Source organism: Streptomyces sp. NPDC004542 (genome assembly GCF_040610035.1).
Taxonomy (GTDB): Bacteria; Actinomycetota; Actinomycetes; order Streptomycetales; family Streptomycetaceae; genus Streptomyces.
The window spans coordinates 22,523-35,785 of the sequence record NZ_JBEXLP010000024.1; the positions used below are offsets into that span (position 1 = coordinate 22,523).

At 71.4% G+C, this 13,263-nt stretch carries 9 protein-coding genes; 4 read left to right on the forward strand and 5 right to left on the reverse strand.

What is annotated here, in order from left to right; translation table 11 throughout:
- Positions 1-325: 325 nt before the first annotated feature.
- The 4 genes from ABZX30_RS16000 to ABZX30_RS16015 form a co-directional block, all read right to left on the reverse strand.
- Entirely contained in the window at positions 326-2,020 is a 1,695-nt protein-coding gene (locus ABZX30_RS16000; RefSeq protein WP_355933963.1) for a glycoside hydrolase family 13 protein, read from the reverse strand.
- Positions 2,021-2,192: 172 nt separating this feature from the next.
- Positions 2,193-3,098, reverse strand: a complete 906-nt coding sequence (locus tag ABZX30_RS16005; RefSeq protein ID WP_355933866.1) for an ABC transporter permease subunit — start codon at positions 3,096-3,098, stop codon at positions 2,193-2,195.
- A 19-nt stretch (positions 3,099-3,117) separates the two neighbouring features.
- Positions 3,118-4,122 (reverse strand): sugar ABC transporter permease, encoded by a 1,005-nt coding sequence (locus ABZX30_RS16010; RefSeq protein WP_355933869.1) that lies wholly within the window; start codon positions 4,120-4,122, stop codon positions 3,118-3,120.
- Between the two features lie 99 nt (positions 4,123-4,221).
- A complete protein-coding gene (locus ABZX30_RS16015; RefSeq protein ID WP_355933872.1) occupies positions 4,222-5,493 on the reverse strand; it encodes an extracellular solute-binding protein in 1,272 nt (423 codons plus the stop codon).
- A gap of 393 nt (positions 5,494-5,886) precedes the next feature.
- On the opposite strand from ABZX30_RS16015, the gene ABZX30_RS16020 reads away from it, so the two are divergent.
- Together ABZX30_RS16020 and ABZX30_RS16025 are read left to right on the forward strand one after the other, a co-directional pair.
- Positions 5,887-6,921, forward strand: coding sequence for a LacI family DNA-binding transcriptional regulator (locus ABZX30_RS16020; RefSeq protein WP_355933874.1), 1,035 nt, complete (start codon positions 5,887-5,889; stop codon positions 6,919-6,921).
- Positions 6,922-6,996: 75 nt separating this feature from the next.
- On the forward strand, positions 6,997-7,869 hold the full coding sequence (locus ABZX30_RS16025) for a phosphatase PAP2 family protein (RefSeq protein WP_355933876.1): 873 nt from the start codon (positions 6,997-6,999) through the stop codon (positions 7,867-7,869).
- A gap of 25 nt (positions 7,870-7,894) precedes the next feature.
- On the opposite strand, the gene ABZX30_RS16030 is transcribed toward ABZX30_RS16025, so the two are convergent.
- Positions 7,895-10,897 (reverse strand): bifunctional [glutamine synthetase] adenylyltransferase/[glutamine synthetase]-adenylyl-L-tyrosine phosphorylase, encoded by a 3,003-nt coding sequence (locus ABZX30_RS16030; RefSeq protein ID WP_355933879.1) that lies wholly within the window; start codon positions 10,895-10,897, stop codon positions 7,895-7,897.
- A gap of 364 nt (positions 10,898-11,261) precedes the next feature.
- Here ABZX30_RS16030 and ABZX30_RS16035 point away from each other — a divergent pair, with 364 nt between their 5' ends.
- A complete protein-coding gene (locus ABZX30_RS16035) occupies positions 11,262-12,149 on the forward strand; it encodes an alkaline phosphatase family protein (protein ID WP_355933882.1) in 888 nt (295 codons plus the stop codon).
- 34 nt (positions 12,150-12,183) lie between these two features.
- On the forward strand, positions 12,184-13,203 hold the full coding sequence (locus ABZX30_RS16040) for a TolB-like translocation protein (protein ID WP_355933884.1): 1,020 nt from the start codon (positions 12,184-12,186) through the stop codon (positions 13,201-13,203).
- Positions 13,204-13,263 lie beyond the last annotated feature (60 nt).

Here is a 13,263-nt window from a genome sequence, read left to right on the forward strand (position 1 = left end):
GGTGGCGGTGAACTGCCCGCGGGAGTTCACCGCCACCGTCGTGTTGTTCCGCACGTTCGAAGAGGACGGCGGTGACGTCCTTGGTGCCGGGCGGGGAAGCCTGCGCGGTAGTCGGCTACATGCCAACTGTAGCGGCGGCCGCGAGGGCGAGTGCCGCGGGGAGGGTCCTGCGTGCCATGCGGGGGTCCTTCGTCCTTGAAGGCGCTTGCTGCAATGTGCAGCAAACGTGCGGTGACGCAGATGTCACAGGCCCGCTGCCGAAAAGGCAGCGGGCCGTTGTGAAGGTGATGCAAGAACTTCCGGACGGGTCCTGCCGGACGGGTCCTCAGTCCGCCGTCGTCCACCAGACGGTGGTGTCGGCCGGCACCTTCGTCTCGCCGTCGGCCTCGGTCACCTCACCGCTGGTGAGCAGGACCCGGCCGTACGCCGGGGTCGTCACCGCCTCCCCCGTGGTGTTCGCGACGCACACGAACTCCCCGCGCCGGAAGGCGAGGACGCCCTCGGGGGCGCGCAGCCACTCCACCGCGTCACCCGCGCCGAGCGAGGGGTGGTCCCGGCGGGCGGCGAGCGCGGCGCGGTACAGCTCCAGCGTCGAGCCCGGCACCCCGGTCTGCGCCTCGACGCTCAGCTCGCCCCAGCCCGCCGGCTGCGGGAGCCAGCTGCCGCCGCCGCCGAAGCCGTACGAGGATCCCGTGCGGGTCCACGGGATCGGCACCCGGCAGCCGTCCCGGAAGCCGTCCTGGCCGGCGCCCCGGAAGTAGGCCGGGTCCTGGCGCACCTCGTCGGGCAGGTCGACGACGTCGGGGAGACCGAGCTCCTCGCCCTGATAGATGTAGGCCGAGCCGGGCAGGGCCAGCATCAGCAGGGTGGCCGCGCGCGCCCTGCGCAGGCCCAGCGCGCGGTCGCCCGCCGTGCGGATCTGGGTGCCGAGGCCGGGCGGGTTGGCGAACCGGGTGGCGTGGCGGGTTACGTCGTGGTTGGACAGGACCCAGGTGGCGGGGGCGTCGACCGGGCGCATGGCCTCGAGGGTGCGGTCGATGACCTCACGGAGTTCGTCCGCGTCCCAGGCGGCCGAGAGGTACTGGAAGTTGAACGCCTGGTGGAGTTCGTCGGGGCGGACGTAGTTCGCGGTGCGTTCGACGGTCGGTGTCCAGGCCTCCGCGACGAAGATCCTGTCACCGGAGTACTCGTCCAGGATCCGCCGCCACTGCCGGTAGATCTCGTGCACGCCGTCCTGGTCGAAGAACGGCATGACATCGTTGCCCAGCAGCTTCAGCTGCTCGTGGGAGCCGAGATCGGGCAGGCCGGCGGCCTTGACCAGGCCGTGTGCCACGTCGATGCGGAAGCCGTCGACGCCCATGTCCAGCCAGAAGCGCAGGATCGAGCGGAACTCGTCCCCGACCGCCGGGTGGTCCCAGTTGAAGTCGGGCTGTTCGGGAGCGAAGAGGTGCAGGTACCACTCCCCCGGCGCGCCGTCCGGTTCGGTCACCCGCGTCCAGGCGGGGCCGCCGAAGATCGACTCCCAGTCGTTGGGCGGCAGCTCGCCGTTCTCGCCCTTCCCGGGGCGGAAGTGGTACCGCTCCCGCAGCGGCGAGCCGGGGCCCTCGGCGAGCGCCCGCTTGAACCACTCGTGCTGGTCGGAGGAGTGGTTGGGCACGAGGTCGACGATGATCCTGAGGCCGAGCCGGTGGGCGTCGCGGATCAGGGCGTCGGCGTCCAGCAGGTTGCCGAACATCGGGTCGACGGCGCGGTAGTCGGCCACGTCGTAGCCGGCGTCGGCCTGCGGCGAGGCGTAGAACGGGCTGAGCCAGACGGCGTCCACGCCGAGGTCACGCAGATGGGGCAGTCTGGAGCGCACGCCCTCCAGGTCGCCCATGCCGTCGCCGTCGCTGTCGGCGAAGCTGCGCGGATAGACCTGGTAGATCACCGCGTCCCGCCACCAGTCGCGGGGCTGGGCGACGGTGGCGACAGCTGACTCGGGAACGGGGCTCGGTGCCGGGTCGGCGGAGTGCTGGCTCATGGCGTCCTTGATGCGGTGGGGGTCCCCCGCCCGGGCGGGCCGGGCGTGAGGGAGGGTCATGGGTTCTCGGGTGCGCTGACGAGGCGGCCGCGGTGCCGGCGGGGTCGGGTGGACACCGCGGCCGCCACCCGCGCGGACAGGCGCGCGGGAGCCCTGGTGGGAAGGGCGGGGTTCAGCCCTTGGTGCCGCCGGCGGTGAGGCCGGTCACCAGGTTCTTCTGGACAAGGTAGAAGAACACGGACACCGGTATCGCGATCAACACCGCGGTGGCGGCCATGTAGTTCCATTGTGCGTCGTGCTCGCTGACGAAGCTCTGCAGGCCGACGGCGAAGGTGTACTTCGAGTCGTCGAGCATGAAGGTGGTCGCGAACGCCACCTCGCCGACGGCGGTGATGAAGTTGTAGAAGGCCGCCACGGCCAACCCCGGGCGGGCCAGCGGCAGGATCAGCCGCGCGAAGGTGCCGAACGGGGTGAGGCCGTCCACCCGTCCCGCCTCGTCGATCTCGAACGGGATGGTGTCGAAGTATCCCTTGAGCAGCCAGGCGCTGTACGGCACGGCGGTGGTGCAGTTGATGACGATCAGGGCCCAGTAGGTGTCGATGAGACCGAGCTCGCTGAAGATCTCGTACATCGGCACGATCAGGATGGCGATCGGGAAGGCCTGGGTGAGCAGCAGCACCCACATCAGCGGCTTGTAGCCGGGAAAGCGCATGCGCGAGACGGCGTAGCCGGTGGTGGCGGCGACGAAGACGCCGATCAGGGTGGTGCCGAACGCCACGATCATCGTCGACTTGAACCACTCGAAGAAGGCGGTGTGCTCCAGCACGAAGCTGTAGTTGGAGAAGGTCAGCTTGCCCGCGATCTCGCCCGGGTGCAGGTAGTCGTCCTTGTCCGGGCCGAGGGACAGGTAGACCAGCCAGGCCACCGGCGCGAGCGCGACGAGGCTCGCGAGGGTGAGGCCGAGGTGCAGGAGGGCGACGCCGAGCGGGCCGCGTTCGCCGCGCCCGCGGGGGCGGCGCGTGGGCCGGGCGGCCGGGGCGGGCGCGGTCTCGGTCTTTTCCAGGGTCGTGGTGCTCATGGCGGCGGCTCCTGCGGCGTCAGACGGCGAGCTGGTCATTGCGCTTCAGCCAGCGGAAGTAGAAGGAGGTGAAGACGGTGAGGACCGACAGCAGCAGCACGCCGTACGCGGCGGACTGGGCGAAGTCGCGCGGCTGCTGTCCGAAGCCCAGGTAGTAGGCCCAGGTGACGAGGATCTGGGCGTCGGGCGCGCCGGTGGGGCCGAACAGCAGGAAGATGATGGCGAACTGGTTGAACGTCCAGATGATGCCGAGCAGCACCACGGTGGAGCTGACCGAGCGCAGCCCGGGCAGGGTGACGTGCCGGAAGCGCTGCCAGGCGCTCGCGCCGTCCATCTCGGCGGCCTCGTAGAGCGAGGAGTCGATGGACTGCAGGCCGCCGAGCAGCGAGAGCATCATGAACGGCACACCGCACCAGGTGTTCACCATGATCGCGGCGAACCGCTGCCAGAAGGTGTCCTCCAGCCACTGCGGCTCGGGCAGGTGGAGCGTGTGGAGGAACTGGTTGAGCGCTCCGGAGTCGGAGAGCATGATCCGCCAGGAGAAGACGGTGACGAAGGTCGGCACGGCCCAGGGCAGGACGAGCAGCACCCGGTAGAAGGTGCGGCCGCGCAGTTTCTCGTTGAGCATGAGCGCGAGGCCGAGGCCGATGGTGTAGTGCAGGGCCACGCAGGCGGCCGTCCAGAAGACGGTCCACAGGAAGTGCGACCAGAACCGGTCGTACGCCAGCGGGCCGAACAGGATGTCCTTGTAGTTGCCGATCCCGATGAACTTGTAGGTGGCGTCGATGTGGTTGACGCCGATGGTGCGCGCCGAGTTGAGGCTGTTGGCGTCGGTCAGGGTCAGATAGAAGCCGCGCAGCAGCGGGTAGCCCACGATGACGCCCAGCACGAGGACGACCGGCGTGATCATCGCATAGGCGTACCAGTGCTTCTGGATTCCGTGTCTGATGCGCTGGCCCAGGCCGGGCCGCGGCGCGCGGTCACCGCGGCGGTTGCCGGTGGCGCGGTCGATGGCGACTGTCATGTTCGACACCTTCGGGAGATCGGGAGGGGCGGGCCTGGGCACAGGCCGGTGGCCGCCGGATCCTCCCCCCGTGAGGAGGATCCGGCGGCCACGCGGGCGTCACTTGCTGAAGTCGGGCACCAGCTTGGCGATGGCGACCTCGGCGTTGCTCAGGCCCTTGTCCAGCGACTCCTTGCCGCCGGCGACCTTGGGCAGCTCGATGTCCAGCGGACCCCACAGGGAGCTGTACTCGGGCAGCGCCGGACGCGGCTGGGCGGCGGCGAGGACGCCCTGGTAGCCGGCGATGCCGGGGTCGGCCTTGACCTGGGCGGTGTAGGCGTCGTCACGGGTGGGCAGCGTGGAGTTCTTCAGGGCGATGGTCTCCTGGGACTTCGCCGAGGTCATGAAGCCCACGAACTTCAGCGCCGCGTCCTGGTGGGCCTTGTCCGAGCCGGCGTAGACCGAGAGGTTGTGGCCGCCGGTCGGGGCGCCGGCCTTGCCGGCGGCGCCGGCCGGGACGGTGGCGATGCCGAGGTTGGACTTGTCCTTGAAGGCCGAGCCCTTGTAGAAGTTCGTGATCTCCCAGGGGCCCTGGATGATCGCGGCGACCTTGCCGCTGACGAACGCGTCCTGGATGTGGGCGTAGGCGTCGGCGGTGGTGTCGGCCTTGTGCAGGCCCTGGCCCTTGAACAGGCTCAGCCAGGTGCCGTAGGCCTTCTTCGCGGCCGGGGAGTCGACCGTGATCTTCTTGGCGGAGGCGTCGACGGTGTCGGTGCCCTCGCCGTAGAGGAACGTCTGCGCGTAGTAGGCCTGGGTGGAGCCCCAGTAGCCGTAGACGTTCTCCTTGGCGTCGATCTTGGCGGCGTCCGCCTTCAGCTCGTCCCAGGTCTTGGGGGCCTCGGTGATGCCGGCCTTCTTGAACAGGGCCTTGTTGTAGACGAGCGCCAGGGTGTCGGTGACCAGCGGCACGCCGTAGGTCTTGCCCTGGAACTGCGCCTGGGTGATCAGGTTGGACTTGAACTTGTCCTTGTCCGCGAGGGCCTCGGTGCCGTCCAGCGGCAGGAAGTAGCCCTTCTTGGCGAAGGCGGGGGTCCAGCCGACCTCGGAGCGCAGGACGTCCGGGGCGCCCTTGGAGCCGGCGGCGGTGTCGAACTTGTTCTGCGCCTGGTCGAACTGGACGTTGACGTACTTGACCTTGATGTCCTTGTTGGCGGCCTCGAACTGCTTGATCAGGGCCTGGTACGTCGGCGCCTCATTGGTGGCGTTGGAGGTGTCCCACCAGGTGATGGTCACCGGACCGTCCGACTTGCTGTCGCTGTCGCTCCCGCCGCACGCCGTCGCCGTGAGGGCGAGGGACGCCACCAGTGCGGAGGCCGCTATGCCACGCCGCATGAGTTCTCCTTGAGGGTGAAAGCCCGAGTGCTGCGGGGGGCGGTCCCGTCCGCCGTCCCCGCCGTCTTGCCGACTGCGCCTTTGCGGCGGCCGGGCGACAGGGAACGTAACAGCGATGTAAGCGTTGCGAAAGACCTTGCAGAAAAAAAGTGCAAGGGAACCCGTGGGTTATCGTGTCGTGACCTGTCCTCGATCCGTCCGCAACCCAGCAGTGGAGCCGATCAGCGGGCCGAGGGACACTTGTGCAAGACTCTGCAAGCTCTTTCCGCGACATGCCGACCAGAAGGACGAGGGAGCGCGATGACGCAACAACCGGCAGCGGGGCGTACGACCGCCCGCGCACGGCGTCCGATCGGTGGGCAAGCTGATCCCCGGCCGGTACAGTCCACCCCTGTGACCACACGGCTTGCGGACATCGCTGCGCAGGCGGGGGTGAGCGAGGCGACCGTCAGCCGCGTCCTCAACGGCAAGCCCGGCGTCGCCGCCACCACCCGCCAGTCCGTGCTGGCCGCGCTGGACGTGCTCGGCTACGAGCGTCCGGTGCGGCTGCGGCAGCGCAGCGAGGGCCTGGTGGGTCTGATCACCCCGGAGCTGGAGAACCCGATATTCCCGGCCCTGGCGCAGGTCATCGGCCAGGCGCTGACCCGGCAGGGCTACACACCCGTGCTGGCCACCCAGACCCCGGGCGGGTCGACGGAGGACGAGCTGACCGAGATGCTGGTCGACCGGGGGGTCGCCGGGATCATCTACGTCTCCGGGCTGCACGCGGACACCACCGCCGACATGGGGCGCTACGAGCGGCTGCGGGCGCAGGGCGTGCCGTACGTGCTGGTCGACGGTTTCTCGCCGAAGGTGCAGGCGCCGTTCATCTCCCCCGACGACCGGGCGGCGACGACACTGGCGGTGACCCACCTGGTCTCGCTGGGGCACACCCGGATCGGGCTGGCGCTCGGCCCGAAGCGGTTCGTCCCGGTGCAGCGCAAGATCGAGGGCTTCGTGCGCGCCATGCAGGACCAGCTGGGCCTGAGCCCGCAGGTCGTCGAGTCGGAGCTGGTGCAGCACTCGCTGTACACCCTGGAGGGCGGCCAGGCGGCCGCCACCGCGCTGATCGAGCGGAACTGCACGGCCGTGGTCTGCGCGAGCGACATGATGGCCCTGGGCGCGATACGGGCCGCCCGACAGCTCGGCCTGGAGGTCCCCCGGGACGTGTCGGTGGTGGGCTTCGACGACTCCCCGCTGATCGCGTTCACCGACCCGCCGCTGACCACCGTCCGCAAGCCGGTCCCGGCGATGGGCCAGGCGGCGGTGCGGACGCTGCTGGAGGAGATCGGCGGGACGCCCGCACCGCACAGCGAGTTCGTGTTCATGCCGGAACTGGTGGTGCGCGGTTCGACCGCTTCGGCGCCCGGGGACCGGAATCGTCCCTAGGGTGTAGAACGTGCGACCGGAACCCGACCAGGGGATGATCGGGGTTTGAACGCTTTTCTGGCAGACTCTGTGGCTATGGGTGACTCGACCGTGACAGAGCCGGAAGGTCGCGAACAGACGGCCGTTCCGCACCCTGCCACGCACCCCGCCACGGACGAAGGGGGCACCGGTGCCCGGCGGCGCCGGCCGCGTGCTCCGCGCCGCCCCCGGCTGTGGTTCGAGATCCTGCTGATCGCGGTCAGTTACTGGACGTACTCGCTCATCCGCAACGCGGTTCCCGAGCAGCGCGGCAAGGCACTGGGCAACGCCGACTGGGTCTGGCGGGCCGAGCACCGCCTGGGGATCGCCGTCGAGGAGTCGGTCAACCATGCCGTGAACTCGGTGACCTGGTTGATCGTGGGCATGAACTACTACTACGCGACCTTGCACTTCGTGATGACGCTGGGCGTGCTGGTGTGGCTGTTCCGCAGCCATCCGGGCCGGTACGCGGCGGCCCGGACCGTGCTGTTCGCGACGACCGGCGTGGCCCTGCTCGGTTACTACCTGTTCCCGCTCGCCCCGCCCCGGCTGATGCGCGGCGGCCACTTCGTGGACACGGTGATGGTCCACCAGACCTGGGGGTCGATGGCCTCCGGCGACCTGAAGCACATGTCGAACCAGTACGCGGCGATGCCGTCGATGCACATCGGCTGGTCCCTGTGGTGCGGGCTGACGATCTTCGCGCTGGCGGGCGTGCCCTGGGTGCGGGTGCTGGCCCTGCTGTACCCGGTGGCGACGCTCGTGGTGATCGTGTCCACCGCCAACCACTTCTGGCTCGACGCGGTCGGCGGCCTCCTGTGCCTGGCCTTCGGCTTCGCGGTGGCCCGGCTCTGGTACGGGGCCCTGCCGTACACGCTGCCCCGCCTGGTGCCGGTGCGGCCGGCGGCGCCGCTGCCGGACGAGGCGTAGGCGCCGCGCGGCTGGTAGGGCTTGGTCAGTCCTGGTAGAAGAGCTCCTCCACCACTGAGCGTGCCCTGCGGGTCGTACGGCGGTACGCGTCGAGCATGTCACCGGCGTGCCCCGGGCCGTAGCCGAGGTAGCGACCGACGGCGGCGAGTTCGCGGGCGTCGGAGGGGAAGGTGTCGCCGGCCCGGCCACGGACCAGCATGACGGCGTTGCGGACCCGGGTCGCCAGCACCCAGGCCTCGTCGAGGGTCGCGGCGTCCTCGGCGGTGACGAGGCCGGCCTCCCGGGCGGCGGCGAGGGCCGCGCGGGTGCGGGTGGTGCGCAGGCCGGGCTCGCGCCGGCCGTGCCGCAGCTGGAACAGCTGCACGGTCCACTCGACGTCGGACAGGCCGCCGGGACCGAGCTTGGTGTGCAGCTTGGGGTCGGCGCCGCGCGGCAGGCGTTCGGACTCCATCCGGGCCTTCAGCCGGCGGATCTCGCGCACCGCCTCGTCGCCGAGCCCGCCCTGCGGGTAGCGCAGCGGGTCGATCAGCTCGATGAAGCGGCGGGCCAGGTCCTCGTCCCCGGCGACCGGCTCGGCCCGCAGCAGGGCGTGCGACTCCCAGGTCAGGGACCAGCGGCGGTAGTAGGCCTCGTACGACTTCAGGGTGCGCACCAGCGGGCCGGACTTGCCCTCCGGGCGCAGGTCGGCGTCGATGAGCAGGGGCGGGTCGGCGCTGGGCAGCTGGAGCAGGCGGCGCATCTCGGCGACGACCTTGTTCGCGGCCTCGGCGGCCTCCCGTTCCTCCACGCCCTCCTGCGGTTCGTGGACGAAGAGCACGTCGGCGTCGGAGCCGTAGCCCAGTTCGTGGCCGCCGAAGCGCCCCATGCCGATGATCGCGAAGCGGGTGGGCAGGGTGTCGCCCCAGCCCTCACGGACCACCGCGCGCAGGGTGCCGGCGAGGGTGGCCGCCGTGAGGTCGGAGACGGCGCCGCCGACCCGGTCCACCAGGGCGCCCTGGTCGGGCTCGGCCGGGTTCGCCTCGGTCCCGTAGGAGTCGACGATGTCCGCGGCGGCCGTACGGAACAGCTCGCGGCGGCGGACGCCACGGGCCGCGGTGACGCCCTGGGCGGCGTTCTCGGCGCGGCGGACGGCGGCGAGGATCTCCTGCTCCAGGTGGGCGCGGCCGCGCGGCTCCAGGCCGCCACCGCCGCCGTCGCCCTCGCCGAGCAGGGCGACGGCCTCGGGGGCGCGCATCAGCAGGTCGGGGGCGAGGCGGCCGGCCGACAGCACGCGGGCCAGGTTCTCCGCGGCCGCGCCCTCGTCCCGCAGCAGCCGCAGATACCAGGGGGTCTTGCCGAGCGCGTCGGAGACCTTGCGGAAGTTGAGCAGGCCCGCGTCGGGGTCCGCGGAGTCGGCGAACCAGCCGAGCAGCACGGGCAGCAGGGTGCGCTGGATCGCGGCCTTGCGGCTGACGCCGGAGGCGAGGGCCTCCAGGTGGCGCAGGGCGGCGGCCGGGTCGGCGTACCCGAGGGCGACCAGGCGTTCGCGGGCCGCCTCCGGGCGGAGCCGGGCCTCGCCGGGGGCGAGCTGGGCGACGGCGTCGAGCAGGGGCCGGTAGAAGATCTTCTCGTGCAGGCGGCGCACCACGGCGGTGTGCCGCTTCCACTCACGGGTCAGCTCGGCCACCGGATCGGCGCGCAGCCCGAGCGAGCGGCCCAGGCGGCGCAGGTCGGCCTCGCCCTCGGGGACGAGATGCGAGCGGCGCAGCCGGTAGAGCTGGATGCGGTGCTCCATGTCGCGCAGGAAACGGTAGGCCTCGTCGAGCTGCACGGCGTCCGCCCGGCCGACGTAGCCGCCGGCGGCGAGTGCCTGGAGGGCGTCGAGGGTGGTGCCGCTGCGCAGCGACGGGTCGGTGCGGCCGTGCACCAGCTGCAGCAGCTGCACGGCGAACTCGACGTCCCGCAGGCCGCCCGGGCCGAGCTTCAGCTCGCGTTCGACCTCGGCGGCGGGGATGTTCTCCACCACCCGGCGGCGCATCTTCTGCACGTCGGCGACGAAGTTCTCGCGCTCGGCGGCCTTCCAGACCAGCGGCCCGACGGCGGCGACGTACTCCTCCCCCAGCTCCAGGTCCCCGGCGACCGGGCGGGCCTTGAGCAGGGCCTGGAACTCCCAGGTCTTGGCCCAGCGCTGGTAGTAGGCGAGATGGCTGCTCGGCGTCCGGACCAGCGGACCGTTCCTGCCCTCGGGGCGGAGATTGGCGTCCACGGGCCAGATCGACCCCTCGACGGTCGTCTCGGAGCAGATCCGCATCATGTGCGAGGCGAGCCGGGTGGCGGACTTCAGGGCCTTGGCCTCGTCGGCGCCGTCGGCGGCGTCCCCGACGAAGATCACGTCGACGTCGGAGACGTAGTTCAGTTCGTGGCCGCCGCACTTGCCCATCGCGATCACCGCGAGCCGGCACGCGGCGGCGTCGTCGGGCGCGGCGGCCTTCGCCAGGGCGAGGGCGGCACGCAGGGTGGCGGTGGCGAGGTCGGCGAGCTCGGCGGCGGTCTCGGCGACGGCCGTGGTGCCGTTCACGTCGCGGGCGGCGATGGACAGCAGGCAGCGGCGGTAGGCGACGCGCAGGGAGACGGGGTCGGTGGCCCCGGCCAGTCCGCGTTCGAACTCCTCCACCCCCGGGTGCAGGTCCCGCGGCTCGTAGGTGACCAGCACCTCCCAGTCCCGGGGGTGGCGGGCCAGGTGGTCGGCCAGCGCGGCGGACGCGCCGAGCACGCCCAGCAGCCGGTCGCGCAGCGGTTTGGCCGCTATCACCGTGTCCAGCAGTTCCCGGCGCGCGGTCGCCCCCGGCTGTGCCTCGAGCAGCCGGACGAGCCCCAGCAGCGCGAGGTCGGGGTCGGCGGTCGCGCCCAGCGCCTCCAGCAGCACCGGGTCGTTCCGCACGGGCGCGACCTCGGCGCTGTCCAGCAGCCGCTCGGCGGCCGACGGATCGGTGAAACCGTGCCGCAGCAGTCGAGTGAAGGTACTGCTCCTGCGTCCCGGCCCCGTCATCCCCGGCCTCCCTCGATCACGCTTCGTCCTGGCCAGAGCCTAACCGCACGGCCCCGAAACCCGCGCCGCCCCGGCCCCGAGCCCAACCGGTTGGCACCCCACGGGCGCAGGCGCGCAGCCCGCACGGGTGCAGGGGGCGCAGCCCCCGGGCGGGGTCGAAGGCGCGGAACCCCGCAGGGGTGCGGGCACGGAGCCCCGCAAGAGTGCGGGGGGGCGTGTCATCGCAGGCCGCCACCGCAGCCCGCCACCGAGCAGTTCACCCGATCTTCACCCGCCGTGCCGGACACCTTGACACGGGATAGTGTTGACGTGCGCATGATATGCCCGCACCACCAGCCCCGCTCTTCCCCCACCGGAGGTTGATGTGTCCGGCAGTTCCGTGTACCGCCGCGCCCGTACCGCCGTGGCATCCGCGACGGCCCTCGTCGCGGCCTCGGTCGGCCTGTGGGCCGGGCTCGGCGGCGAGTCCGCGCACGCCGCGGGCACCGTACCCTCCCCCGACCACGTGGTCGTCGTGGTCTTCGAGAACCACGCCTACGGCCAGGTCATCGGCTCCTCCAGCGCCCCGTACATCAACTCGCTCAAGACCGGCGGCGCCAACCTCACCCAGTCCTACGCCGAGACCCACCCGAGCCAGCCCAACTACTACGCCCTGTTCTCCGGCTCCACCCAGGGCGTCACCGACGACAGCTGCGTCACCCCGGGCTTCTCCTCCGCCGCCAACCTGGCCTCCGAGGCCCTCGCCGCGGGCCGCACCTGGGCCAGCTACAACGAGACCCTGCCCAGCCAGGGCTCGACCACGTGCAGCAGCGGCGACTACGCCCAGAAGCACAACCCGTGGTTCGGCTTCAGCAACGTCCCCACCTCGTCGGCCAAGACGTTCGCCCAGTTCCCCACCGACTACTCCACCCTCCCCCAGATCTCCTTCGTCGTCCCCGACCTGTGCAGCGACATGCACGACTGCTCGGTGTCCACCGGCGACACCTGGCTGAAGAACAACCTGGGCGCCTACGCCACCTGGGCCAAGACCCACAACAGCCTCCTGGTCGTCACCTTCGACGAGGACAACCGGCTCAGCGGCAACCGCATCCCGACCGTCCTGTACGGCCAGCCGGTGACGGCCGGGTCGTCCTCCGCCACCACCTACAACCACTACGACCTGCTGCGCACCCTGGAGGACACCCAGGGCCTGACCACGCACGCGGGCAACGCGGCCGCCGCCAAGGACATCACCGGAATCTGGGCCTCCTGAGGATCCCCCTCCGCCGGAAAGGCACGTCCACGGCATGACGGTACGCAACCGCATCCTCGTCCTGCTCGCGGCCCTCGCCGTACTCGCGGGGGTCGCCACGGCCGCCGTCCTCCACGCGTCGGCGCGCGCGGACCGCCGCGACCGCCCGCAGGCGGGCGGCCCGACGGTCACGTCCGGGTCGGTGACCCTCACGCGGGCCGGCCGCATGGTGTTCCGCAACATGGCCTGGGGCCCGCACCGCGACGAGTTGACCACGGTCCCCGCCTCCGACCCGTCCGGCCCCCGCACCGCCTCGGGCGTCACGTGCCTGCGCTTCCACGCCGCCGCCGGCACCGGTGTGTGCCTCCAGGCGGTGCACGGCCCGGTCTCGGACAGGTACCGGGCGGTGATCCTGGACGCCCGTCTGAAGGCGACGGCCCATTACGACGTGCCCGGCATCCCCTCCCGTGCCAGGGTGTCGCCGTCCGGCCACTTCGCCGCCTGGACGGCGTTCGTCGGCGGTGACTCGTACGCCGGCACGCACTTCTCGACCCGCACGGCGGTCGTGGACACCCGCACGGGGAAGCTGATCCCGACCCTGGAGTCCTTCCGCATCCGCAAGGACGGCCACGCCTACCGGGCGGCGGACGTCAACTTCTGGGGCGTGACGTTCACGGCGGACGACCGCACGTTCTACGCGACGCTGGCGACGAAGGGGACGACGTACCTGGTCCGGGGCGACCTGAAGGCCCGCACGGTCACCACCGTCCACACCGACGTCGAATGCCCCTCCCTCTCCCCCGACGGCACCCGCGTCGCTTACAAGAAACGCGTCCCCGGCCTCCCGAAGGACGCCCCCTGGCGCCTGTACGTCCTCGACCTCCGCACCATGCGCGAGACCCCGCTCGCGGAGACCCGCAGTGTGGACGACCAGGCGGTCTGGAAGGACACCCACACGCTGGTGTACGCCCTGCCGGGCGACTACGGGGCGGACCTGTACGAGACGTCCGCGGACGGCACGGGCGAGCCGCACCGCATCAGCTCGGCGGCGGTGTCCCCGGCCTACGTGGGGTGAGGCAGCCGAGGACTCGGTGTCACCCGATGGCGCGCCAAGAGGCGCGTTCGCCCCACCGCG